26 protein-coding genes are annotated in these 24,253 nt (G+C 66.5%); 4 read left to right on the top strand and 22 right to left on the bottom strand.

Translation table 11 applies throughout. The features are described 5' to 3' along the window. Positions 1-38 precede the first annotated feature (38 nt). From RKE40_RS01050 to RKE40_RS01015, 8 genes are all read right to left on the bottom strand, one after another. A complete protein-coding gene (locus tag RKE40_RS01050; RefSeq protein ID WP_316016389.1) occupies positions 39-830 on the bottom strand; it encodes an amino acid ABC transporter ATP-binding protein in 792 nt (263 codons plus the stop codon). A gap of 88 nt (positions 831-918) precedes the next feature. Further along, positions 919-1,740 (bottom strand): transporter substrate-binding domain-containing protein, encoded by an 822-nt coding sequence (locus RKE40_RS01045; RefSeq protein WP_316016388.1) that lies wholly within the window; start codon positions 1,738-1,740, stop codon positions 919-921. A gap of 51 nt (positions 1,741-1,791) precedes the next feature. Next, the gene (locus RKE40_RS01040; protein ID WP_316016387.1) at positions 1,792-2,442 is read right to left on the bottom strand and encodes an amino acid ABC transporter permease; all 651 of its coding nucleotides are present in this window, start codon (positions 2,440-2,442) and stop codon (positions 1,792-1,794) included. A 10-nt stretch (positions 2,443-2,452) separates the two neighbouring features. Next, entirely contained in the window at positions 2,453-3,121 is a 669-nt protein-coding gene (locus tag RKE40_RS01035; protein WP_316016386.1) for an amino acid ABC transporter permease, read from the bottom strand. A gap of 116 nt (positions 3,122-3,237) precedes the next feature. Next, a complete protein-coding gene (locus tag RKE40_RS01030; protein ID WP_316016385.1) occupies positions 3,238-4,002 on the bottom strand; it encodes a 3-ketoacyl-ACP reductase in 765 nt (254 codons plus the stop codon). A gap of 1 nt (position 4,003) precedes the next feature. Then, positions 4,004-4,777, bottom strand: a complete 774-nt coding sequence (locus RKE40_RS01025) for an enoyl-CoA hydratase/isomerase family protein (protein WP_316016384.1) — start codon at positions 4,775-4,777, stop codon at positions 4,004-4,006. After that, a complete protein-coding gene (locus RKE40_RS01020; RefSeq protein ID WP_316016383.1) occupies positions 4,774-6,366 on the bottom strand; it encodes an acyl CoA:acetate/3-ketoacid CoA transferase in 1,593 nt (530 codons plus the stop codon). The genes RKE40_RS01025 and RKE40_RS01020 overlap by 4 nt, the downstream gene beginning before the upstream one ends. 28 nt (positions 6,367-6,394) lie before the next feature. Further along, entirely contained in the window at positions 6,395-7,447 is a 1,053-nt protein-coding gene (locus RKE40_RS01015; RefSeq protein WP_316016382.1) for a LacI family DNA-binding transcriptional regulator, read from the bottom strand. 158 nt (positions 7,448-7,605) lie between these two features. On the opposite strand from RKE40_RS01015, the gene RKE40_RS01010 reads away from it, so the two are divergent. Both RKE40_RS01010 and RKE40_RS01005 read left to right on the top strand, forming a co-directional pair. Beyond that, on the top strand, positions 7,606-8,769 hold the full coding sequence (locus tag RKE40_RS01010; RefSeq protein WP_316016381.1) for a dihydrodipicolinate synthase family protein: 1,164 nt from the start codon (positions 7,606-7,608) through the stop codon (positions 8,767-8,769). A 16-nt stretch (positions 8,770-8,785) separates the two neighbouring features. Beyond that, positions 8,786-9,949 carry an acyl-CoA dehydrogenase family protein gene (locus RKE40_RS01005; protein WP_316016380.1) on the top strand — a complete coding sequence of 388 codons (1,164 nt, stop codon included), beginning with the start codon at positions 8,786-8,788 and terminating at the stop codon, positions 9,947-9,949. A gap of 76 nt (positions 9,950-10,025) precedes the next feature. Here RKE40_RS01005 and RKE40_RS01000 read toward each other — a convergent pair whose 3' ends face one another. Beyond that, positions 10,026-10,715 (bottom strand): hypothetical protein, encoded by a 690-nt coding sequence (locus tag RKE40_RS01000; RefSeq protein ID WP_316016379.1) that lies wholly within the window; start codon positions 10,713-10,715, stop codon positions 10,026-10,028. A 323-nt stretch (positions 10,716-11,038) separates the two neighbouring features. Here RKE40_RS01000 and RKE40_RS00995 point away from each other — a divergent pair, with 323 nt between their 5' ends. Then, complete coding sequence (locus tag RKE40_RS00995) at positions 11,039-12,226, top strand: helix-turn-helix transcriptional regulator (protein WP_316016378.1); 1,188 nt, start codon at positions 11,039-11,041, stop codon at positions 12,224-12,226. Positions 12,227-12,249: 23 nt separating this feature from the next. On the opposite strand, the gene mnhG is transcribed toward RKE40_RS00995, so the two are convergent. From mnhG to RKE40_RS00965, 6 genes are read right to left on the bottom strand one after another with little or no spacing between them, the layout of a single operon-like run. After that, complete coding sequence (gene mnhG, locus RKE40_RS00990) at positions 12,250-12,606, bottom strand: monovalent cation/H(+) antiporter subunit G (RefSeq protein ID WP_316016377.1); 357 nt, start codon at positions 12,604-12,606, stop codon at positions 12,250-12,252. After that, the gene (locus RKE40_RS00985; RefSeq protein WP_316016376.1) at positions 12,603-12,884 is read right to left on the bottom strand and encodes a K+/H+ antiporter subunit F; all 282 of its coding nucleotides are present in this window, start codon (positions 12,882-12,884) and stop codon (positions 12,603-12,605) included. Before RKE40_RS00985 ends, mnhG begins: the two co-directional genes overlap by 4 nt. After that, a complete protein-coding gene (locus RKE40_RS00980) occupies positions 12,881-13,366 on the bottom strand; it encodes a Na+/H+ antiporter subunit E (protein ID WP_316016375.1) in 486 nt (161 codons plus the stop codon). The genes RKE40_RS00985 and RKE40_RS00980 overlap by 4 nt, the downstream gene beginning before the upstream one ends. Further along, entirely contained in the window at positions 13,363-14,994 is a 1,632-nt protein-coding gene (locus tag RKE40_RS00975) for a monovalent cation/H+ antiporter subunit D (protein ID WP_316016374.1), read from the bottom strand. Before RKE40_RS00975 ends, RKE40_RS00980 begins: the two co-directional genes overlap by 4 nt. After that, positions 14,991-15,335 carry a Na+/H+ antiporter subunit C gene (locus RKE40_RS00970; protein ID WP_066475707.1) on the bottom strand — a complete coding sequence of 115 codons (345 nt, stop codon included), beginning with the start codon at positions 15,333-15,335 and terminating at the stop codon, positions 14,991-14,993. Before RKE40_RS00970 ends, RKE40_RS00975 begins: the two co-directional genes overlap by 4 nt. Next, positions 15,335-18,259, bottom strand: coding sequence for a monovalent cation/H+ antiporter subunit A (locus RKE40_RS00965; protein WP_316016373.1), 2,925 nt, complete (start codon positions 18,257-18,259; stop codon positions 15,335-15,337). Before RKE40_RS00965 ends, RKE40_RS00970 begins: the two co-directional genes overlap by 1 nt. Positions 18,260-18,326: 67 nt before the next feature. Between RKE40_RS00965 and RKE40_RS00960 the strand changes: the two genes are divergently transcribed. Beyond that, complete coding sequence (locus tag RKE40_RS00960) at positions 18,327-18,611, top strand: helix-turn-helix transcriptional regulator (RefSeq protein ID WP_390893169.1); 285 nt, start codon at positions 18,327-18,329, stop codon at positions 18,609-18,611. A 101-nt stretch (positions 18,612-18,712) separates the two neighbouring features. Here RKE40_RS00960 and RKE40_RS00955 read toward each other — a convergent pair whose 3' ends face one another. The 7 genes from RKE40_RS00955 to RKE40_RS00925 form a co-directional block, all read right to left on the bottom strand. Further along, positions 18,713-19,141, bottom strand: coding sequence for a GreA/GreB family elongation factor (locus RKE40_RS00955; RefSeq protein WP_316016372.1), 429 nt, complete (start codon positions 19,139-19,141; stop codon positions 18,713-18,715). A 111-nt stretch (positions 19,142-19,252) separates the two neighbouring features. Continuing rightward, a complete protein-coding gene (locus tag RKE40_RS00950) occupies positions 19,253-19,378 on the bottom strand; it encodes a hypothetical protein (protein ID WP_316016371.1) in 126 nt (41 codons plus the stop codon). A gap of 589 nt (positions 19,379-19,967) precedes the next feature. Beyond that, positions 19,968-21,260: a saccharopine dehydrogenase family protein gene (locus RKE40_RS00945; RefSeq protein WP_316016370.1), complete on the bottom strand. Its 1,293-nt coding sequence runs from the start codon at positions 21,258-21,260 to the stop codon at positions 19,968-19,970. A gap of 36 nt (positions 21,261-21,296) precedes the next feature. After that, positions 21,297-22,394 (bottom strand): carboxynorspermidine decarboxylase, encoded by a 1,098-nt coding sequence (locus RKE40_RS00940; RefSeq protein WP_316016369.1) that lies wholly within the window; start codon positions 22,392-22,394, stop codon positions 21,297-21,299. A 166-nt stretch (positions 22,395-22,560) separates the two neighbouring features. After that, positions 22,561-22,806 (bottom strand): hypothetical protein, encoded by a 246-nt coding sequence (locus RKE40_RS00935; protein ID WP_316016368.1) that lies wholly within the window; start codon positions 22,804-22,806, stop codon positions 22,561-22,563. A 228-nt stretch (positions 22,807-23,034) separates the two neighbouring features. Then, positions 23,035-23,574 (bottom strand): NUDIX hydrolase, encoded by a 540-nt coding sequence (locus RKE40_RS00930; RefSeq protein WP_316016367.1) that lies wholly within the window; start codon positions 23,572-23,574, stop codon positions 23,035-23,037. 117 nt (positions 23,575-23,691) lie between these two features. Further along, entirely contained in the window at positions 23,692-24,192 is a 501-nt protein-coding gene (locus RKE40_RS00925; protein ID WP_316016366.1) for a PTS sugar transporter subunit IIA, read from the bottom strand. Positions 24,193-24,253: the final 61 nt, after the last annotated feature.

The raw sequence follows: 24,253 nt of genomic DNA, 5'->3' as shown, positions 1-24,253 counted from the left end.
CGTCGCGCGTCACCGCGATCCGGAGGTCGGAGGCGGCCTCAATGCCCGGCGGTGTGCAGGATCTGGCCGAGGAATTTCCGGGTGCGCTCGTTCTTCGGTGCGCTGAAGAACTCTTCCGGCGGCGCGACCTCGACGATCTCGCCGGCATCCATGAAGATCACCCGGTCGGCGACCTTGCGGGCAAAGCCCATCTCGTGGGTGACGACCAGCATGGTCATGCCGCTCTCGGCGAGCTCGACCATGACGTCCAGCACCTCGCTGACCATTTCGGGATCGAGCGCCGAGGTCGGCTCGTCGAACAGCATGATCTTGGGGTTCATGCAGAGCGAGCGGGCTATCGCGACGCGCTGCTGCTGGCCGCCCGAGAGCTGGATCGGGAATTTCATCGCCTGCTCGGGAATGTGCACCCGCTCGAGCATGACGCGCGCAGCAGCCTCGGCCTCCGCTCTCGGAATGCCGCGCACCTTCATCGGCGCCAGCGTGCAGTTCTCCAGCGCGGTCAGGTGCGGGAACAGGTTGAAGCTCTGGAAGACCATGCCGATCTCGCGGCGGACATCCTCGATGCCGCGAAGGCCCGCATGCACCGTGGTGCCGTCGACGACGATCTCGCCGGACTGGTGCTCCTCGAGCTGGTTGAGGCAGCGGATCAGGGTCGATTTGCCCGAGCCCGAGGGGCCGCAGATCACGATGCGCTCGCCGCGCGCCACCGAGAGGTCGATGTTCCGGAGCACATGGAACTCGCCATAGAACTTGTCGACCTTGCGCATCTGGATGATCGGGGCTTCGTCCGACCTTGCCGCGGGCTTCGTCGCGGTTGCTTCGCTCGCCATCGTTCTTTCTCGTCGCTTGCGTCTTGTGGCGCTGCGCCCGGTGCTTGGCCGGGCGCAGCGTCGTTGTCTTCGACCGGAAGGGCCCGGATCAGAACTGCGGCATCGGCGGCAGTTTGGTCAGCTCGACGCCGAACCAGCGCTTGTTGATCGCCGAGAGTTCACCGTTCTTCTCGATCTCGGCGATGAACTTGTTGGCGAACTCGGCCAGCGCCGTGTCGGCCTTGCGGAAGGCCATGCCATTGGCCTGCTCGCGCATCGTCAGCTTCGGCTCGATGTTGAGCTGCGGATAGTCCTTGTTGAGCTGGGCGAGGATGGTGTTGCTCGCGCCCATCGCCTGGACCTGGCCGGAGATCAGCGCCTGCAGGGCGGTGGCGTCGTCGTCGAAGCGCTTGATCTGCGTGCCCTGCGGGGCGGCGGCGGTGATCGCGGTGTCCTGCGTCGAGGCGCGGGCGACGCTGATGGTCACCGGCTTCAGATCGTCGGTCGTCTTGATGTTCAGGCTCTTGGGCGCCAGCACATAGATCGTCAGCGAGCTGTAGGGGTTCGAGAACAGAACCTGCTTCGAGCGCTCGGCGGTGATGCCGAAGGTCGCGATCAGCACATCGACCTTGTTGGTCAGCAGGTAGGGGATGCGGTTCGGGCCGGTGACCGGGACGAGCTCGAGCTTGACCCCGAGCGCCTTCGCCATCAGCGCGGCGACGTCGGCGTCGTAGCCGGCCGGCTGCTGCTGCGCGTCGGTGCCGCCGAAGGGCGGGTAGTCGGTCAGCAGGCCGACCATGAGCTTGCCGCGGGCCTTGATCTCCTCCGGGGTGGCGGCCTTGGCCGGGGCGGTGCCGAGGGCTGCGGCGGCGAAGCCGGCGAGGACCAGTGCGCCGAGGCTGCGGCGGGCGATGGACTTGAACAGGGACATCAGGCGTTTCTCCTCAGATTGCCTTTTTCGGGGTGGGCTTGGGCCGTCGCGCTAGCGCGCGGCGACCAGGAGCTTGCGCTCCATTCGCTTGCTGTAGGCCGAGAGTGGCCAGCAGATCAGGAAGTAGACCAGCGCGACCAGCGCGAAGATCGTAAACGGCCGGAAGGTGGCGTTGTTGATCACCTGGGCGGCGCGGGTCAGCTCGACGAAGCCGATGATCGAGGCCAGCGAGGTGCCCTTGATCAGCTGCACCAGGAAGCCGATCGTCGGCGGGATCGCGATGCGGATCGCCTGCGGCACGATGATCAGCGCCATCTTCGGGGTGTAGCGCAGGCCGAGCGAGGTCGCCGCTTCCCATTGGCCGCGCGGCACGACCTCGATGGCGCCGCGCCAGATCTCGCCGAGGAAGGCGCTGGCATGCAGCGACAGGCCGAGTGCCGCCGCAGTCCACGGGTCGACCGACCAGCCGAACAGCCCCGGCACGAAGAAGGCAAGGAAGAGCTGCATCAGCAGCGGCGTGCCCTGGAACAGCTTGATGTAGCCGTTCGAGGCGAGCCGCAGCCATTTGAACTCGCTGGTGCGGGCGAGCGCCACCAGCGCGCCGCCGAGCGCGCCGCCGAGGAAGGCGACGAGCGAGAGCAGCAGGGTCCAGCGCACCGCGGCGAGGATGAAGATGATTTCGTTGGGTCCAAGTTCACGCATCGTCTCAGACCTACCGGGTTGGCTTGCGCAGGAAGGTGCGCTCGATCGCGGCGAAGGCCGTCCAGAAGAAGACGGACAGGGCGAGATACATGCAGGTGACGATGAAATAGACCTCGAAACTGCGGAAGGTGCGCGATTGGATGTCGCCGGCGACGGCGGTCAATTCGCTCGCCGCGATCACCGAGCAGACGCTCGAATTCAGCATCAGCAGGATGAACTGGCTGGTCAGCGAGGGATAGATCGCCTGGATCGCCGGCTTCAGGATGATGTAGCGGAAAATCTGCAGCGGCCGCATGCCGAGCGACTTTCCGGCCTCGACCTGGCCCTTCTGGATGCTCTCGATGCCGGCCCGGATGATCTCGATACCATAGGCGCCGACATTGACGACCAGCGCGATCAGCGCCGCCGTGTTGGACGAGAATTTGAGGCCGAGCTCCGGCAGTCCGAAATAGATCATGAAGATCTGGATCAGGAACGGCGTGTTGCGGATCAGCTCGATATAGCCGTCGATGATCGACACGAGCCATTTCGGGCTCGAGGTCTTGCCGAGGGCCCCTCCGACGGCGACGATCATGCCGATCGCCATCGCCGCGGCCGAAAGCACCAGCGAATTGATCAGCCCGTGCAGCAGTTCCGGCCATGCTTCGAAGACCGACGCGAAATCGAACTCATAGCTCATTCAGCGTGTCCCCTCCGGGGATGAGCAAGTCTTTGCTGTCATTGCGCGCCCTGCTCCTTGTCCTTTGGCGGCGGCCGCCACTTCATCTGCATCGAATCTGAAGGCGGCGAACCTAACTACAGGCGCGGAATCATCAAGCCGCCATCGGCATTGATCACAGTTCCCGTCGCGTAGGCGAAGTTGCCGCTTGCCAGACCGACCACGCAGCGCGCGACGTCCTCTCCCTCGCCCCAGCGCCCGGCCGGGATCAAGCCGTCGGCGATGCGGGCATCGTATTTCGCCGCGACCTTCGCGGTCATGTCGGTGCGGATCACGCCCGGCCGGACCTCGAAGACCGGGATGCCTTCCGGTGCGAGCCTGACGGCGAGCGCCTTCGCCCACATCGAAAGGCCGATCTTCGAGACGCAATACTGGGCCCGGTCGATCGAGACCAGTTCCGTGCTGGCCGAGGTGATGAACACGATCGCCTGATGCCGGTCCTGGCCCTGCCCGATCATCGCCTTCGCGACCTCCTGGCTCAGGAAGGCGGCGCCGCGCAGGTTGACGCCCATGACGAGATCATAGGATTCCGGCGTGATCTCCAGCATGTCGCCGCGCACCGGCGCGCCGATGCCGGCATTCGAGACGAAGAGGTCGAGCCGGCCGAATTCGCGCAGGACGCTGGCGACGAGATCGGCATGGCTCTCGATCGCGGTGACATCGTGCCGCATGAACAAGGTGCGGGCGCCGGCCTCGGCGAAGGCCGCCTTGGCCGAGGCGACGGCCTCGTCCTCGGCGATGTCGGTGAAGGCGATGTCATGGCCGGCCTGCGCGAGGGCAAGGCCGATGGCGCGGCCGATGCCGCGGCGTCCACCGGTGATCAGGGCGACGGGACGTGTCATCTCAAGATCCCCGGTAGCTTGGCGGACGTTTGTCCTTGAAGGCGCCCACGCCTTCCTTGACATCGTCGGTATAGGAGACGAGCGAGGTCGCCAGCGTCTCCATGATCGCGGCGCGGTCTTCGTCCTCGGCGGCGTTGATCAGTTGCTTGACCACCATGTTCGCCACGGGGCCGCGTGTCAGCACGCGCTCGGCCACGACCTTGGCCGCTGCCAGCGCGCCACCCTTCTCGACGACCTCATCGACGATCCCGAGCGACAGTGCCGCCTCGGCGGTGATGATCTCGCCGGTGAGGGCGAGGCGCCGGGCCACGCGCCCGCCGAGGCGCTTGACCAGGCGCTGCGTGCCCGACCAGCCGGGGATCATGCCGAGCCCGCTTTCGGGCAGGCCGATCTTGGCCTGGACCTCGCAGATCCGGATGTCGGCGGTGACGGCGAGCTCGAGCCCGCCGCCGAGCGCATGGCCGTTCATCGCCGCGATCACCGGCGGCTTCATCCGCGCCAGCTTGTCGAAGACGCGATGGCCGGAGCGGACCCAGCCCTGACCCATCTCCAGCGGCGAAAGCCCGCCCCAGGCGACGATGTCGCCGCCGGCGCAGAAGGCCTTGCCTTCGCCGGTCAGGATCACGGCGCGCACCGAACGGTCGGCATCGATCGTCTCGGCATGGCGGCCGAGCAGCGCGACCATGACGTCGTCGAGCGCGTTGAGCTTCTCCGGGCGGGCGAGGGTGATGATCGCGAGCCCGCCCGCGATCTCGAGGGTGACGGGATCGCTCATGCGGCCCTCCGGGGAATGGCGAGGCCGAGCAGGGCATCCTGGAACAGCGCCGGGTCCATCAGCTTCGGCGGCTGCGGCACCAGCAGCGGGAACTCGGCCTGGGCGAGGATGTCGCGCTCGAGGTCGACGCCGGGCGCGATCTCGCTGACGACGATGCCCTCGGCCGTCAGCTTCATCACGCAGCGCTCGGTGATGTAGGTGATGTCCTGGCCCTGGGCGATGGCGCGCGGGCCCGAGAAGGAGATGTGCTCGACGGCCTCGACCAGCTTCCTGACCTTGCCTTCCTTCTCGATGACCAGCTTGCCATCGGCGATGCCGAGCTTGGCGCCGGCGCTGAAATAGCCCGAGAAGACGATGCGCCGGGCACGGGCGGTGATGTCGATGAAGCCGCCTGCGCCGGCGGTGACGTGAGGGCGGACCCCGAGCTTCGAGACGTTGACCGAGCCCTGCCTGTCGATCTGCAGGAAGGAGAGCAGCGACATGTCGAAGCCGGCGCCCTGGAAATAGGTGAACTGGTAGGGCGAGGGCACGATCGCCTCGGCATTGGAGGCGCAGCCGAACTGGAATTCGAGCAGCGGCACCCCGCCGACGGCGCCCTGCTCGATCACCCAGGTGACGGCGCCGTGCTGGCCTTCTTCGATCAGGATGCGCGGCACATTGGCCGAGATGCCGAAGCCGATATTGACGGCGTCGCCATGGCGCAGCTCCTGCGCGACACGCCGCGCGATCACCTTGGCGACATCGAAGGCCGGGGTCGCGAAGCTCGACAGCGGCCGGGCGATCTCGCCCGAGATCGCGGGATCGTAGATGGTCTGCGTCGTCTGCATCTGCTCGGGCGCGATGACGATGGCGTCGACCAGGATGCCGGGTACGAAGACCCGCTGCGGCTTCAGCGAGCCGGCGGCGACGACGCGCTTCACCTGCGCGATGACGACGCCGCCATTGTTGCGGACGGCGAGCGCCTGGTCGAGCGGACCGAGATAGCCGCCCTCGTGCTCATAGGAGAGGTTGCCCCGCTCATCGGCCGTGGTGGCGCGGATGATCGCGACCTTGGGCACGATGCTGCGGAAATAGAGCCAGTCCTCTCCGTCGAAATCGACGCGGCTGACGATCGGCTCGGCGGCGGCGCGCGCGTTCATGGCGCAGCCCTGGTTCCTTGGGTCGACGAAGGTTTCCATGCCGATCTTGGTCAGCACGCCCGGGCGCTTGGCCGCCGCCTCGCGATGCATGTCGAACAGGATGCCGCTCGGCACGTTGTAGGCCGGGATCTCGTTGCCGGTGACCATCTTCCAGATCGCCGGCGGCTCGGCGCTCGACGGGCCGGACGGGTAGGAGCCGCCGAGGATGCGTGCGAGCAGGCCGGGCTTGGCGAGGTGGTCGATGCCCTTGATGCCGGACATGTCGCCGGCGGCGATCGGGTGCAGCGTCGTCAGCTTCTTCGGGTGGCCGCTGGCGTCGAAGCGGCGGCCGATCGCGGCCAGAACCGCATCCGGGCAGCCCAGTCCGGAAGACGAGGAGACGGTGACGATCGCCTCGTCCGGGATCAGGGCTGCGGCTTCGTCTGCGGTGAGGATGCGGGGGAACGCCATCTTGCTTTCGTCCGGTTGTAAAAGGGGGTCAGCCGGCGGCCGTCAGCGCATGCTGATAGGCGCCGCAGGATTCGCGGATCATGAGTTCGGCCGGACCGACATGGCTGGTCTCCGGCGCCGCGCGATTGGTGATGCGTTCGAGCAGCATCGCCGCTGCGCGCTCGCCGAGCCCGACGGCGTCTACCGCGATCGTGGTCAGGGCCGGCGAGACATGCCGCGCCTCGCTGGTGTCGTCGAAACCGACGATCGCGATGTCGCGGCCGACGACGAGGCCGCGCCTGGCGGCGGCGAGCATGGCGCCGATGGCGACGACGTCGTTGTAGCAGACCACGGCGGTCGGCCGGTTCGGCAGCGCGAGCGCCGAGCTCATCGCGCTGAAGCCGCCGTCGCGGGTCGGCATGCATTCGAGGTTCAGGCCGGGATCGATTGCAACGCCGGCCTTGGTCATGGCCTCGCTGAAGCCCTGGTGCCGGTCCTGCCGGACCACCATCGAACTCATGCCGCCGAGATAGGCGATGCGCCGGTGCCCGAGATTGAGGAGATGCCGGGTGATCCTGGCCGAGCCCGCGACATTGTCCGGCACCACGGAGCTCGCCGCGACGCCCGGCAGACGGCGGATCGCGACCAGCAGCGCCGTCTCCGGCCCGCTCGCCAGCGCCAACTCCTCGGCCGTGGTGTCGAGCGCCGGGCAGAGGATGATGCCGCCGGCGCCGTGCTCACGCATCATCCGCATCACCTGGCTCTGGCGAACGACGCTTTCGGAAGTGTTCGCCATGAAAGCGACGTAACCCGCCATCTGCAGTACGGTTTCGACGCCGATGGCGAACTCGGCGAAGAACGGGTTGGAGAGGTCGTTGAGAACGAGGCCGACGATCTTGGACTGCGTGTTGCGCAGATTGGCGGCGCCGCGGTTATAGACGTAGCCGAGCTCGTCCATCACCTGGAGGATGCGCTCGCGCGTCTCGGGCTTGACGCTGCCGCGGCCGGTCAGGACGAGCGAGACCGTCGATTTCGAGACGCCGGCGGCGTCCGCGATCTCGATGATCGTCACCTTGTCCCTGGGCTGCGCCCCTTGCGGCATCGCTTCGTCCCGTTTGCCCGAAGGCCTTATTGAATTTGGAACGTTCCATATCAGCGCGCGAGGTGTGTGGCAATATCTCTCTTTGAATCGCCAAAAGAATGAATTATAGCGGTCACAGCAGATAAAATAACTGGAACGTTCCAGTTCGGGAGGATGCGATGGCCGAGATCACCTTGCCCCGGGCCGATGGCGGGACGGAGCGCTACACGCTGGCGCCGGCCTCGCGCTTTCCTCAGGCCCATGCTCCCGCGCGGACACGCACGGTCTTCGCCGCGGCGCATGTCGTTGCCGATCCCCGCAAGCTGAACGAGCCCTGGCGTGTCCCCGCGCTCGACTGGGATGCGACCCTGGCCTTCCGGCGCCACCTCTGGGGGCTTGGCTTCAAGATCGCCGAGGCGATGGACACCTCGCAACGCGGGCAGGGGCTCGATTGGAGCAATGCCGCCGAGCTGATCGCCCGCGTGCTCGCCGAGGCACGGACGGTGCCGGGTGCCGATCTCGCCTGCGGAGCCGGAACCGACCAGCTCGATCTCGCCGCGGTGCGGACGCTCGACGACGTCATCCGGGCCTATGAGGAACAGATCGCCCATGTCGAGAAGCATGGCGGCAAGATCATCCTGATGGCGAGCCGCGCGCTCTGCCGGGTCGCGAAGGGGCCGGACGACTACCTTTCGGTCTATGGCCGGCTGCTCGGCCAGTGCCGCGGCAAGGTCATCCTGCACTGGCTCGGCGAGATGTTCGACCCGGCGCTCGCCGGATATTGGGGCAGTCGCGAGTTCGAGCCGGCCATGCAGACCGTGCTGACGCTGATCCGCGAGCATGCCGCCAAGATCGACGGCATCAAGATCTCGCTGCTCGATGCCGGCAAGGAGATCACCATGCGCCGGCAGCTGCCGGAAGGCGTCGTGATGTATACCGGCGACGACTTCAACTATGCCGAGCTGATCGGCGGCGACGAGCAGGGCTTCTCGCACGGGCTGCTCGGCATCTTCGATCCGATCGCCCCGGCGGCGGCGGCCGCCTTCGCCTGCCTCGATGCGGGCGACCGGCAGGGCTTCCACGCCATTCTCGACCCGACGGTCACCCTGGCGCGCCGGCTCTTCGAGGCCCCGACCCAGTATTACAAGAGCGGCGTCGTCTTCCTCGCTTGGCTGGGCGGCTTCCAGGACCATTTCCGTATGGTCGGCGGCGCTGAATCGGCCCGCGGCATCCTGCACTATGCCGATCTCTTCCGCCTGGCCGACCGTGCCGGGCTCTTCGCCGATCCCGAGCGCGCGACAACGCGGATGGGTCATCTCTGCGCCCTGAACGGCATTGCCTGAGGACGGGAGAAAACCCATGCACGCGCCGCTCCAGGACACAGCGCTCTACCAGCAGATCCGCGACACCGCCCGCCGCTTCGCCAATGAGGTAGTGCGCCCGGCTGCTGCCGAACTCGACCGGGACTCGGCCTTCCCGGCCGAAATCTATCGCCAGATGGGCGAGCTCGGCCTGTTCGGCATCACCGCCGATCCCGAGCATGGCGGGGCCGGGCTCGACACCTATGCCTATGCGCTGGTGATGGAGGAGTTGTCGCGCGGCTATGCCTCGGTTGCCGATCAGTGCGGTCTCGTCGAACTGATCGGCACGCTGCTGACCCGCTACGGCACGCCGGAGCAGCGCGCTCGCCATCTGCCGGACGTCCTGCTGGGCAAGACCCGCGTCGCCTATTGCCTGACCGAGGCCGAGGCGGGTTCCGACCTTTCCAATGTCCGCACCACCGCGCGCGAGACCGCCGATGGCTATGTCATCGATGGCGGCAAGCTCTGGATCCACAACGCCCCGGTCGCCGATCTCGGCTTCGTGCTGGCCTCGACCGATCCCGCCGCAGGCCATCGCGGCATGAGCATCTTCATCGTCGACCTCAACGCGCCCGGCGTTTCGCGCGGGCCTAAGGAACACAAGATGGGCCAGCGCGCGAGCCAGGTCGGCGCGCTGAACTTCGACGGGGTGAAGGTACCGCGCGAGGCGATGCTCGGGCCGCAGGGGCGCGGCTTCCACATCATGATGAGCGTGCTCGAAAAGGGCCGCGTCGGTATCGGTGCGCTCGCCGTCGGCATCGCCCAGGCCGGGCTCGAGGCGGCGCTGGACTATGCTCGCGAGCGGCGCCAGTTCGGCAAGCCGATCCTGGAGAACCAGGGCCTGCAATGGATGCTGGCGGACATGGCCAAGGACATCGCTGCGGCCCGGGCGCTGGTCGAACGCGCGGCGCTGCTGATCGACCATGGCGCGCCGGCGACCTCGGCCGCCTCGATCGCCAAATGCTTCGCCAGCGACATGGCGGTGGCGCAGACCGCGAACGCAGTCCAGATCTTCGGCGGCTCCGGCTATATCCAGGGTTTCGAGGTCGAGCGCCTCTACCGCGACGCCAAGATCACCCAGATCTACGAGGGCACCAACCAGATCCAGCGCACCATCATCGCGCGAGAGCTAATCAAGAACGGCGCCGGCGGCGGCGCCTGATCACCTGCTCAGGGTCGCCGGAAAGAGTGCAACCGGAAATCGCGACGCGCCGGAAGGCCGAAATTGGTACCAGGCCTCAGATATCGTCGCTGAGATTGAGGATCGAGACCTCTCCGGTTCCGGCCGACCCATTAGCCTCGAACGCCTCGAGCTCCGCCAGCAGTGGTGAGTTGGCTGTACGGAGCGCAGCGCGGTCGCGCAGCGCGAGCGTCAGACAACGACGCTCGCCCACGCCCGGCTCGCTCCACGCGGTGCCGGACGGTTTGAAGCCAAGGCGCACGAAGGACGCGACCTCTGCGGGGCGGGAAACGAGCAATGCCATGCTGGCGCCGGCCGCGAGCCCGACCCGATAGGCCTGCCGGGCGAGGGCCGGAGCAAGCGCCCGCACGCGAGCCTCGTGCCGGACCGCCAGGCGCGAGAGCACCAGACAGCCGGGATATGCTGCCTGCGGCAGTGCGCTATGTCGAAGCATCGCCAGGAGCTGGGGATCGGTGATGGCGTCGGCTCCCTGGGTGATCCGGACCGCGGCGAGACAGCGCCGGTCCGGCCCGGCCCAAAGATTGAGGCTTGCCGTATCGATCGGCTCCAGCAGCCAGCCTTCGCCATGGTTGGCATAGGTGGAACTCTCGCCGTCGCGCCCGACGAAAAGCCGGTAGCGAAGGCGTCCGATGGCATGGAGTTCCTTGGAGCTTGTCACGGCACGGATGGCGGGGTGCTGGCTCGGTCCCAGCGCCGCGGCGCCCCATAGCTGGCTAAGCGTGACCATTCTTATGGCGTCGGCGTTGACGCCCTGGCAGGTGCACAGCTCGGTATCAGCCTTGTCACAAAGACGACAGCGTCCCCTCGTTTCGGCAAGGCACATTACGCATAGGCCCTTCACTGCCCATCCCCCGATTCGAGCAGGCTCGCCTTGATCGGCTAGTTTCAAATCTGCCGCAATTCCGGATCTCAGCCCTCACCCAATTGGGGTAAGACAGTTACTTCGCCGATAGTTAAGTTTCGACTGATCGTACGTGACGGCAGCCATTGCTCTTCGGTTCCTGCTGGAGAATGATCGGCCTTAACTAAAAAAGGGTCGGGGGATCCGGGATGGCGCTGCGCGGGCCTAATAGTGCCGAGTTCGCTCGCACGGTCGCGCAGATTGGGGAAGTCATCGATGCGGCTGCGCTGGCCCCTGATCGGTGGCACGACGTCTGCGCTGCTTTCCAGTCCCTGCGCCCGGATGCGCGCGTTCTTTTTCAAGGCCATGACCGATTGGCCCCTTACGCCATGCCTCTGGCCGGAGCGGGCTGGGAGGATGTCAATCTCGAGCCGTACTTTCTGTATTACGCCTCTCGCAATCCATGGTTGGGAATCTGGAAGGAGATGGCGACCTCGAAGGTCGAGATTGCCGATGCGCTCCTGCCCCGCCGCGTCCTCGAAGCCACAGAATTCTACAACGACTGGCTGAAGCCCATGGGGCGGGCCGACATGGCCTTGGGACTCAAGATCGCCCATGAGCGCGATCGGGTCGCGTTCTTCTGTGCTCACTACGATAGCCGCTCGCATGAGCGGATAAACGAAATAATGGCGCCGGTGATGCAGGCCCTGGCATCGCGTATGCGCCGGGCACTCGACTGCAATCGCGCCGTTCTGCGCGGTCAATGCTCAATTCCCAGTGATGGTCTCATGCAAAACCTGCTCGATCCCGCCTTGATCGTGAACGCCGAATGCAAACTCGTCGCGGCAAATTCGGCGGCCGAGGCGCTGATCGGCAGCGGTATGCTGATCAATGTGCGTGCCCGCGATATCGTATCGTTCGGCTTGCCCGAGATCGACGCGAGGTTCGCAAGGTCGGTCGAGGCCACCTGTGCGAGGCATCCTGGAGGGGCTGGGAGCCATGCCGAGTTCCCCGTCGAACTGGCCGGCATCCGGCTCACGGTCTCGGTCCTTCCGCTCGCTTCGAATCTGCACTCCCTGGCTTTGCGCGGTCCGCTTCCCTATTTCAGCCCGGCGGTCACAGCGTTGGTGATCCTCAGGGTGCTTCCTCCCGATCGGTTCGATGCCGTGGTTCGTTTTCGGGCACGCTATCGGCTGACCGAGCAGGAAGTACGCGTCACGAATGCGCTGCGGCTCGGCGGCTCTCTGGTCGACATCGCGAAGGAGCTGGGTGTCACCTACGAGACCGCCCGCGCCCACATCAAAAGCGCCTTCAGCAAGACCGGGACGCATAATCAGCGCGAGCTTCTCGCGCTGCTGCTCGCGGAAAGTGCCCGCTCACCCGAATCCACGATGTAGAGGCAGGGCTTGAGAAGGGTGCTCTATGCGTCCGGGCGATTGCTTCCGTCCAGCGGGTCGCGGCCTTCCTGCCGGTCGCGGTAAAGCGTCGCCTGGACCAGCAGCAGCAGCGTGACCGGCGTCGTGATCGTGATGAACAGGCCGATCAGGATCTCGTGCACCACGGGCCGGGTCTGGCCGATCGAGAAATACAGCATCGAGGCAAGCAGGATGCAGCCCATCCCCAGCGTCGAGCCGAGCGTCGGCGCGTGCACGCGCTCATAGAAGCTCTTGAACCGCAGCAGGCCGAGCGCGCCGATCAGGGCTAGCCCCGAACCGGTGAGGATGAGCAACGCGACCACCAGGGCGGCCCAGGCGGGCAGGGCGTGGAGCGTTATCATTCGATCACCTCCCCCCGCATCAGGAACTTCGCCATCGCCACCGTCGAGACAAAGCCGAGCAGCCCGATTGCCAGTGCCGCTTCGAAATACAGTGTCGTTCCGGAGCCGATGCCAAAAACGAGGAGCAGCAGCATCGCGTTGAGATAGAGCGCGTCCATGCCGAGCACGCGATCCTGGGCGCGCGGCCCGCGCAGGATGCGGTAGGACGCGGCGACCATGGCGAGGGCCAGCATGATCTGGCCGGCGACGAGGGCGAAGGCGAGGATCGTGGCGCTCATTCGAAGATCTCCACCAGCAACCCGACATAGCGCCGTTCGATCAGCGCGGACCAGTCGTCCCCCTCGCTGAGGTCGAGCACATGGATCACCAGCACGCCCGTCGCGGGGTCATAGCTGACCCAGCTCGTGCCGGGCGTCGCGGTGATGAGGCAGGCCAGGGTCGCGAGTGCGTAGCGCGAGCGCAGCCGCAGGGGAATGCGGACGAAGCCGTTCTTGCGGCGAGGATCGTTCGCCAGGATGACGCGGGCGACCGCGATGTTGGAACGGATCATGTCGGCGATGAAGATGCCGAGCAGCCGCAGGATCGAGCCGGGCCGACGCAGCTTCAGCGGTGGCACGTCGAGCCGCTTCAGCAGGAAAGGTCCGAGCAGGCCGAGGATGCTTCCGAGCAGGATATGCCCCGGCGAAACGCTCTGGTTGAGCAAAAGCCAGAGCGCCAGCAACCCCAGCGTCGTCGGCGGCGAAGGCAGCCAGCGGCTCATGGCTTGCCTCCCATCGAAGCGGCGGTGGGGCCCAGAACCCCCTGGATATAGGCTGCTGAGCCGTGCAGCCCGGACGCGGTGGTCTGCATGAAGCGCATCGCAGGCCCGGCCTGCAAAGTGAGGGTGAGGCACAGCAGGAGCAGGGCGGCGACCGGGGCGAGCTCGATTACCCTGACGCGCGGCACCTCGCGCTCGATCACCGCCCAGAAGGAGCGGATACCGGCGCGGACCATCGCGATCAGCGTGACGAAGCCAGAGAGGAGGAGCAGGACAAGCAGGACCCAGGCGGCCGGGGCGACACCGGTCAGCGTCGACGGGTCGTGGCGGCCGAGCGCGCCGGCCAGTATCGCGAATTTGGCGACGAAGCCGGACAGCGGCGGCAGGCCGGAGAGCAGCAGCGCTGAGATGATGAAGGCGGCTCCGAGCACGGCGAGGATCGCAGGTACCGCGACCCCGGCTTCGCCGTCTTCGCCCGGCTCCTCCTCATCCTCCATGCCATAGGCCTCGAGTGTGACGGCGAGGATGTCGTCGGTCGGCGCGCGGCCGCGTTCGATCAGCTCGATCAGCAGGAAGAAGGCGCCGATCGCGAGCGTCGATGACACCAGGTAATAGAGGGCGGGCCCGATGATCGCGACATCATTGGTGCCGAGCACGGCGAGCATGGTTCCCGAGGAGACCACGACGGAGAAGCTCGCGAGCTTGGCGAGGTCCTGCGAGGCCAGCATCCCGACCATGGCGAAGAGGATGGTGGCGGCCCCTGCGGCGAGCAGCCAGACATCGCCGAACTGGGCCGATCCGGCGGCAGCCTCGGGGCCGGCCAGCAGGAAGCCGATCCGGAGGATCGCGTAGATGCCGACCTTGGTCATCACCGAGAACAGCGCCGCCACCGGTGCGCTCGCGGCCGCATAGGTGCCGGGCAGCCAGAAGCCGAGAGGCCAGGCCGCGGCCTTCACGAGGAAGGCGACGCCGAGAATGCTCGTGCCGGTTTCCAGCAAGGCGCGCTCGCGGGCCGGCAGGCTGCCGATGCGTGCGGCGAGATCGGCCATGTTGAGCGTGCCGGCTGCGCCGTAGACCATGCTGACGCCGACGAGGAAGACCAGCGCCGCGACGAGGTTGACGGCGATGTAGTGCAGGCCGGCGCGGACGCGTGCATGCCCGGACCCATGCAGTGCCAGGCCGTAGGAGGCGGCGAGCAGCACTTCGAAGAAGACGAAGAGGTTGAACAGGTCGCCGGTCAGGAAGGCGCCGTTCAGCCCCATCAGCAGGAACTGGAAGAGCGGGTGAAAATAGCTGCCGGAGCTATGCCAGCGCGCCAGCGAGAATATCAGCGCGGCGCAGGCGAGGATCGCCGTGAGCAGCAGCATCATGCTCGACAGCCGGTCGACGACCAGCACGATGCCGAACTGGGCCGGCCAGTCGCCGAGCCGGTAGACCTTGACCGCGGCGGCAGGATCGGGACCGGCGCTGCCCATCACCAGGGCGATCGCGATCGCGAGCAGAGCGAAGGTCGAGACGAGGTTGAGCACGGCTGCGACCGTGCGGTCGCGACCGTCGAAGAGCAGCATCGTCGCGCCTGCGATCAGCGGCAGGATGATCGGCGCGATGACGAGATGGTCGTGCCAGTTCACGAACCGCCCTCCCGGCCGTCGACATGGTCGCTGCGGGTCAGTCCGCGCGAGGCCAGCAGGACGACGAGGAAGAGGGCGGTCATCGCGAAGCTGATGACGATAGCGGTCAGCACCAGCGCCTGGGGCAGCGGGTCGGCATAGCGCGAGATGTCGCCGCCGGCGGCGGGGTCGAGCACCGGCGGAGCGCCGACGCGCAGCCTGCCCATCCCGAAGATGAAGAGGTTGACCGCGTAGGACAGCAGCGAGAGGCCGATGATCACCTGGAAGGTGCGCGGCCGCAGCAAGAGCCAGATGCCCGAGCCGGCGAGGATGCCGATGGCGAGGGAGACGATCAGTTCCATCAGTTTCTCCCGCTGGTCGTTGAGGTGGTCCGTGCGGCGGCCGCGGCGCGGTAGACGCGCAGCGACTGGTGCGCCAGCGCGATCAGGACGAGCACCGTCGCGCCGAGCACCAGCGCCACGACGCCGAAATCGAAGAGCAGCGCGCTGGCCAGAGGCAGCTTGCCGAGGACGGGCACCTCGACATAGGCAAAGGCGGTGGTCAGGAAGGGGCGGCCGAACAGCCATGCGCCGGCACCGGTGAGGGCTGCGGCGAGCAGGCCGACGCCGATCCACCGGACCGGCAGGATGCGCAGGCGGGCTTCGACCCAGCGGGCGCCGCCGGCCATGTATTGCAGGATGAAGGCGATCGCGAAGGTCAGGCCGGCAACGAAGCCGCCGCCCGGCAGGTCGTGCCCGCGCATGAACAGAAAGACCGCCATCATCGCGATCACCGGGAAGAGCAGGCGCATGATCAGGCCCGGTACCAAGAGGTAGTGCGCGCTGATCGGGTCCTTGCCGCTGCCCTGGATGTCGGCGTCGTAGAGGTTCTGGAACTTCTTCTGCTCGGGCAGCCCGACGCTGTCGCGGGCGGGGCGGAAGCGGCGCAGCAGCGCATAGACCGTGATCGCCACCACGCCGAGCACGGCGATCTCGCCGAGCGTGTCGAAGCCGCGGAAGTCGACGAGCAGGACGTTGACGACATTGCGCCCCCCGCCCTCGGTATAGGCGCGCTCGAGGAAGTTGCTGGAGATGCTGCCGGTGAGCGGCCAGGTCATCACCAGATAGGAGAGCATGGCCAGCCCGGCGCCGCCGCCGACCGCGATGGTCAGGTCACGGAAGCGCCGCAGCCGGGCCGAGAAGATCGTCTCGGAGCTGATGCCCTCGATGCGCTTCGGCAGCCAGCGCAGGCCGAGCAGCAGCAGCACGGTGGTGACGACCTCGACCAGCAACTGGGTCAAGGCGAGGTCGGGAGCCGAGAACCAGGCGAAGGTCAGGCAGACCGCGAGGCCGGTCCCGCCGGTCAGGATCACCGCGGCGAGACGGTGATACTTGGCCTGATAGGCGGCGCCGAGCGCGCAGGCGGCGCCCACCAGCCAGACCAGCATGAATTCGAGATCCGCCCCCTGCACGCTGCCGGGCGCCAGCGAGACCGGCCGGATGTAGAAGGACCACAGCGCCAGCATGATGGTTACGCCGATCAGCAGGCGCATCTGGGGCTGCAGCCGGGCCGTGCTGACGACCTGCTCGAGGCCCTTCGCCCAGCGCCAGGACAGGAAGACGATCGCCCGCTCGAACAGGCGCTTGCCCTTCAGCTCGCGCAGCAGCGGTGCGCCCTCGATGTTGCCAGAGAGATAGCGCAGCATCGAGAGATAGATGACGATGCCACCCGCCGTCGCCACCAAGCTCATCAGCAGGGCCGGGGTGAAGCCGTGCCAGACGGCCAGGCTGTAGCTCGGCGTCTGCCCCCTCAGCACCGACTCGACCGCGACCGCAAGCACGCCACCCACAGTCTGCGCCGGCACGATGCCGACCAGAAGGCAGATCAGCACCAGCAGGCCGACCGGCAGCAGCATCCAGATCACCGGGTCGTGCGGCTTGTGCGGCAGGTCGGTCGCGGGCGGACCGAAGAAGACCTGATGGATCAGCCGCAGCGAATAGCCGACGCTGAACATGCCGGCGACGGTCGCGATATAAGGCAGCAGATGATCGAGCGCCGTGTCGACATGGTACTCGATGGTCTCGGCGAAGAACATTTCCTTCGAGAGGAAGCCGTTGAGCAGCGGCACGCCCGCCATCGAGGCCGCAGCGACCATGGCGAGCGTCGCCGTGATCGGCATGGCACGGTAGAGCCCGCCGAGCCGGCGGACGTCGCGCGTGCCCGCCTCATGGTCGATGATCCCCGCCGCCATGAACAGCGAGGCCTTGAAGGTCGCGTGGTTCATGATGTGGAAGATCGCCGCGACCGCTGCGAGCGGGCTGCCGAGGCCGAGCAGCAGCGTGATCAGGCCGAGATGGCTGATCGTCGAATAGGCGAGCAGCCCCTTCAGGTCCTGCTGGAACAGTGCCAGGAAGGCGCCGATCACCAGCGTCGCGACGCCGACCGGGGCCAGCACCCAGAACCAGTATTCGTGCCCTGCCATGGCCGGCCACAGCCGCGCCAGCAGGAAGACGCCGGCCTTCACCATGGTGGCGGAGTGGAGATAGGCCGAGACCGGGGTCGGCGCGGCCATGGCCCGCGGCAGCCAGAAATGGAAGGGGAACTGCGCGCTCTTGGTCAGCGCGCCGAGCGCGACCAAGATCAGCGCCGCGAGATAGAGCGGGTGCGCCACGATCTTCTGGCCGGAGGCCAGGACGACATCGAGGTCGTAGCTGCCGACGATATGGCCGAGCAGCAGCATGCCGGCGAGCAGGCTGAGCCCGCCCGCTGCGGTGACGGTGAGGGCGATGCGCGCCCCGTCGCGAGCGCTCTGGCTATGGTGCCAATAGGCGATCAGCAGGAAGGAGAAGAGGCTGGTCAGCTCCCAGAACAGCACGATCTGGATCAGGTTCCCGCTCAGCACGACGCCCAGCATCGCGCCCATGAAGGCGAGCAGGAACGAGAAGAAGCGCGGAACCGGGTCTTCCGGCGACATGTAGTAGCGCGCGTAGAGCACGACGAGCAGGCCGATCCCGGCGATCATCAGAACGAAAAGCCAGGCGAAGCCGTCGAGCCGCAGCACGAAGTTCAGGCCGTATTCCGGCAGCCATTCGAACTGCGCCCGCACCACGGCGGGCTCGGCGATCTTGGGCCACAGGATCGCGGCGATGATCAGGATGCCGACCGTGATCAGACCGGCCAGCCAGGCTTCCGCATTGCGGGCATTGGCCGGCAGGAGCGCGGCTAACAGGCTGCCAACGAAAGGCAGGGCGATGATCAGGCTCAGTAATACGGCATCGTCCGCCATGATCGATCAAGGATCCTTTCAGTTGGACTGCCGCAAAAAACTCCAGCCTTGCCCGATTCCGTCCATTATGGTTGACTCAGGTAGCCGAAGGCAATGGGCCAACGCCATGAATTTACGTCCTGAACTGTGTCGCGCGGCGCGCGGACTGCTGAACTGGACGCAGGATCAGCTCGCAGCCACTGCCGGAGTCTCGCGCAGCACGGTCCGCGACTTCGAACGTGAGCGCCACGAGCTGCAGCGGGCCTCCGAGGCGCTCGTTCTCGCCGCTTTCGAGCGGGCCGGCGTTCGCTTCCTGCCGGATAGCCGCGAGGGACCAGGCGTAAGGCTGCAGCGGAATCAGGAGCGCGACTGAGGTCGCGGGTTTTCGCGAAGGCTGGCGGGCCGGGCCGAGTCGGCCCGGCGGCGACCATCCGCCGCAGAGCATGGCGCGGTCAGCATTGCCTTTCGGCTTCGTCAGGGGCGCGGTTCGGTTGCCGGCCGCTTGGCGTTCGCTCGATCTTGGTGGTGGACCCGCAGCAGGCGCAACATGCGCGGCTTGCCGCGCGGATCCAGCCAGCCCGTGCGCTGTCCGGCGGAGAGCCCGAGCAGCGCAGTCCCGACGGGGCTCAGCACCGAGACCAGCCCGACCGCGGCACTGCCCCGGCCGGGGACGAGCGTCACCTCGCGGACGGCGCCGCTGCGCTCCTCCAGATACTGCCCGGGAACATGCAGGAACAGGCAGTCCTGCGGGGCCCGCGCAGCCTCGACCACGTGTGCGCGGTGCAGTTCGTCAGCCAGTCGCGAGGCTGCGGCATAGCGGCCCGCTGCCATCGCCTGCGGGACGAGCGCCGAGAGAATGGCGAGGTCTTCATAGGTGATCGTGATCTGTGGAAGCGGGTTCACCTGTGCCTTTCCATAGGCCGTGGGGGCCATTTTGGGTTGACGAACGGTGCGGGCGGACCACCGGAATGGCCCGCCCGCTGATCATGCGCGCAGCTGTGGGCGCTGCGGTGGTTACTTGCTGGGCTTCCTGCCCAATTGCTGCTTGCTCAGATCGGCGATCGAGGAGGCGGCCTGTGCCGGTTGCTTCACCTGCTTCGGCTTCTTCGCTTCACGATTGCCTTTGCGCTTGTTGCTCATGCCGGTTCCTGTGGGCACGGATCTGCCGGGCCGGCGCGCGAAAGGGCTCGGCCGGGAGGCGGGCAGCATCCGGAGGGTCTCGATTGGCGCGATGTCGCACGGCGTCGCCGGCCGGGCTCCAAGAGTCCGGTCCTGCGCCGCAAGACATGCGGGCGATGCGGTTCTCCCTGGCTCGGTCGCGCGGAGGCCGAAAAGGCGATGCGCCGAACCAGGGCTACCGGCGTGCGAGGCGAAGGGCCGTGCAGAAAACCCCTGCGGGGGGCTGGTTTCCGATCATGACGCGGAGACCATCGGACGAAGGTGAGTGAAAGTCAAATCTCGCAAAATTGAGAATAAAATCTCAGGGATCGATGTCTTTAGAAGAATTATTTTGGGAGATCGTGCTTGTAAAACATGCGGTACTTCGAAAATGTCTGAGCGATTGATCGCTATTGCCTCCCTTCGCTGACATGCTCGCGCTCGGGTGAGCCGCAGGCGCAGTCCTGTAGCCGCTGCGCGCGGCCCGGCCGCGTAGGCGGCCGGGCTTCGGAAGTGGGGGCAGAGGGCCGGCCATGGCCTGCCCTCTGCCTGTCGGTCGGTACCGGCGCGATCAGCCCGCGAGGGCCGGTTCGGCTGCCCGCGTCGCGGCGGTGGCTGGCTTGCCCTCGAAGCTCAGCGGCCGGTCGCCTTCGGCATCGCGGATCCGCGTCGGCAGGCCCATCTGGTCGAGCAGGTGCAGGAAGGGCCGCGGCGCCAGTTCCTCGACATTGACCATCTTGCGCGCATCCCAGTCGCCCTTGGCGACGAGGATTGCCGCGGCGGCGGCCGGCACGCCGGCCGTGTAGGAGATCGCCTGGCTGCCGACCTCGGCATAGGCCTCCTCATGGTCGGCGACGTTGTAGATGAAGATCTCGCGCTTCTGTCCGTCCTTCACCCCCTTCACCACATCGCCGATGCAGGTCTTGCCGGCATAGTCCGGCGCCAGGGAGGACGGATCGGGCAGGACTGCCTTCACCACCTTGAGCGGCACGACTTCGAGCCCTTCCGCCGTCTTGACCGGCTGCTCTGAGAGCAGGCCGAGATTTCTCAGCACGGTGAAGACGTTGATGTAGCGCTCGCCGAAGCCCATCCAGAACCGGACGTTCGGCACGTCGAGATTCTTCGACAGCGAATGGATCTCGTCATGCCCGGTCAGATAGGTGGTGCGGTTGCCGACGACCGGCAGGTCCCATTTCTTGCTGACCTCGAACATCTTGTTCGCGGTCCACTCGCCCTTCTGCCAGGACCAGACCTGCCCGGTGAACTCGCGGAAATTGATCTCGGGATCGAAATTCGTCGCGAAATAGCGGCCATGGTCACCGGCGTTGACGTCGACGATGTCGATCGAGTCGATCTTGTCGAAGTACTCGTCGCGCGCCAGCGCCGCATAGGCATTGACCACGCCCGGGTCGAAGCCGGCACCGAGGATCGCGGTGATGCCAGCGCCGGCACAGTCGGCGTGCCGCTTCCACTCGTAATTGCCGTACCAGGGCGGCGTCTCGCAGATCTTCAGCGGGTCTTCGTGGATCGCCGTGTCGATATAGGCGGCACCCGTCGCGATGCAGGCCGACAGCACCGACATGTTGAGGAAGGCCGAGCCGACATTGATGACGATCTCGGCGCCGGTGTCGCGGATCAGCTGGGCGGTTCGTTCGACATCGAGCGCATCCAGCGCGTGGCCGACGAGACGGCCGCCGGTCTTCAGGCTGCGCTTCTCGCGAACGGAGCGAAGGATCGCCTCGCATTTCTCGATGCTGCGCGAAGCGAGGTGGATGTCGCCGAGCACGTCGTTGTGCTGGGCGCATTTATGGGCGACGACCTGGCCGACGCCGCCGGCGCCGATGATCAGAACGTTCCTTTTCATTCTGCTGGGGTTTCCTTTCTGCGGAGAGGGGGAGGGTCAGGACAGGCTCGAGAGGTAGTCCTGGAAGGAGAATTCACGGACGATGCGCACGCTGCCATCGGGCTCGCGCACGGCGATGGCCGGCATCTGGACGCCGTTGAACCAGTTCTTCTTCACCATCGTGTAGCCGGCTGCGTCCTGGATCGAGATCCGGTCGCCGGGCTTCAGCTCATGGGCGAAATCAAACTCGCCGAAGATGTCGCCGGCCAGGCAGGACTTGCCGCAGACCACGTAGCGGTGGGGCCCGGCTTCGGCGGCGAGCTTGGCACTCTGCCGGTAGATCAGCAGGTCGAGCATGTGGGCCTCGATCGAGCTGTCGACGATGGCGAGGTGCTTGCCGTTGAACAGCGTGTCGAGGACGGTGACCTCGAGTGTCGTGCTCCGCGTCACCGCCGCCTCGCCGGGCTCGAGATAGACCTGCACGCCATAGCGCTGCGAGAAGCCCTTCAGCCGGTCGCAGAAGGCCTCGAGCGGGTAACCGTCGGCGGTGAAGTGGATGCCGCCGCCCAGGCTGACCCAGCTGACCTGCTTGAGCAGGGCCCCGAACTTCTCCTCGATCTGCGCCAGCATCGCGTCGAAGCGCTGGAAATCGGCGTTCTCGCAGTTGTTGTGGATCATGAAGCCGTCGATCCGGCCGATGATCGCCGCGACCTTCTCCGCATCCCATTCGCCGAGGCGGCTGAACGGCCGCGCCGGGTCGGCGAGATCGAAGCCGGAGGCGCTGATCTGCGGGTTGAGGCGCAGGCCGCGGCTCGTCGCGTTGGTGGCGCCGGAGAAGCGCTCGAACTGGCTGATCGAGTTGAAGATGATCTTGTCGGAGTTGGCCAGGACCTCGTCGATCTCGTGATCGGCGAAAGCGACGCTGTAGGCATGGGTCTCGCCGCCGAACTTCTCGCGGCCGAGCTTGACCTCGTTGAGCGAGGAGGAGGTCGTGCCGTCCATGTATTCGCGCATCAGGTCGAACACCGACCAGGTCGCGAAGCACTTCAATGCCAGCAGCACCTTGGCGCCAGAGCGCGCACGGACACGGTCGATCGTCCGCAAATTGCGCAGTAGGCCTTCCTTGTCGATCAGGTAGTAGGGGGTCTGGATCATCGATGCGTCGCACCTGTCGAAAAGCGTGGAGCCGCGCCCGGGCCAAGTGGCCTCGGTCGCGACGTTGCAAGCCGGCACGCTCACCGCGGCGCGGTGTCGTGGCGGCGTTCTGAATTCGGGAATGGATCGGTCGTATGTGGCCGCCCGGGCAAGGCGCGGCCGGCGGCTACGGCATCGGCGATGCGAATGCCGTCTCCGCGCGCCGGATCAGCGCTTTCGCGCTGTTGCTCCGGCTCTTCTTCTCGGTGCGAAGCATGATGGCGGCACGACGCCGCGGCCCGGCGGGCTGGGCGGCGCTGTTGATCACCTCGATCGATGCGGCCGAGACCGGCATCGCAAAAGTTTCTTCCTTTTGGGAGGCGTCCAGTAAAACTGCGCCCATCCCCAATTGGAAGAGGGCGTCGTCAGACATGCCGTCCTCCCCAACCAGCAGATGTAGCCTGCATTAGGCGATGCATGATCCTATAGCAGCTATCGCGGGAAAATCAACCGACCATCGCTTTTTCGGAATTTCGTGACAGGAACCTACAAAAGCTCTCAGAGGTCCGAGCGGTGGAAGTTTGAACTTTATATTACGATGAGCGTGCAGGCGGTATTTTTTGTGGTCTCTGTGGTTATTCTTGAAGCCCACATGCAGCGCTCAGCCGGCCGGGGCGGTGACCTCTCTGTCGAACGCGCGCAGGATGGCGTCCTGCGCCGTCAGGATGAGCGTCTTCAGCTCGGCTTCGTCGACCAGCGCGGCGGCGTCCTCCGACGAGAACCAGGACCGTTTGCGCTGGCGTTTCTCGGGCCAGCGCTGCAGCTCGTCCAGCACGTCGAGCGGGAACACCTCGACCCGGCAGAGCACGGACGTGCCGCGGCGCCGCCGCTTGCGATAATGATAGCTGCCGACCGGGGCGGCATCGGCCTGGCCGATGATGCCGGCCTCTTCATAGGCCTCGCGCGCAGCCGCCTCGGGAGCCGTCTTGCCGCGCATCGGCCAGCCCTTGGGGAGAACCCAGCGGCCGGTGTCCCGCGAGGTGATCAGCATGATGTCGAGGCTGCCGGCCTGCGATATCCGATGGGGAAGCGCTGCGTACTGGATGCGGATCGGCTCGCCCGGCGTCCGGCTTTCATGGCCTGGGTCAATCGTTCCATCGGCGATCTTCCGCATGGGAGCGGCGCGACCGGTAGTCCGCACGTCGTTGATCTCCTTTCCAGATTGGGGTCGAGCGCCATCAGGGCTGTCGGCGCTGAAACGCACAACAGCCCCAGGGGAGCGCTTCGGTGTTGGAGGGCTGGCGAAGCTTGCTTGGCCTCAGGCCCGCGCTGCGCTCTGCGCCGGAGCTGTCTGCTCTGCGGCGACCCGCAGGAGCTGGCTTGCGGCTTCGGAGTCCGCGGCGTCGCGCAACCCCTGCAGCAGGCGCGGCTCGCGCATCATCTTGCAGAATTTCGAGAGCGTGCCCAGGAAGTCGTCCATAGCCTCGGCCGGCCAGACGACGGCCAGCACAAGGTCGACCGGGTCGCCATCGGCGGCGCCGAAATCGACCGGCTGCTCCAGGCGCATGAGCGCGACCCTGGGTTCGCCCAGAACGTCGGTTCGTGCGTGCGGCAGCGCCACGCCACGGCCGAGCGCCGTGGAGCCAAGCTGCTCGCGGGCGTTGAGGGCCTGAAGCACCGCCTTCCTGTCGCCGTCATCATCGCCCCGGCAGAGCCGGTCGGCGGCGCTCTCGATCGCTGCCTGCTTGCTTGCGGCAGGCAGGTCGAGCGCGATGTCCTCGGCTCCCAGAAATTTCATGATGTTCACTGCAGCTTCCATCTATGCCGATCCGCGCCGGTCATGGCGGAGCGGATGGTGCGCGCTCTCGCCGAATGGGCGT

This window comes from Allobosea rubneri (assembly GCF_032464875.1).
Classification (GTDB): domain Bacteria; phylum Pseudomonadota; class Alphaproteobacteria; order Rhizobiales; family Beijerinckiaceae; genus Allobosea; species Allobosea rubneri.
This window is presented reverse-complemented; position numbering and strand designations above follow the sequence as displayed.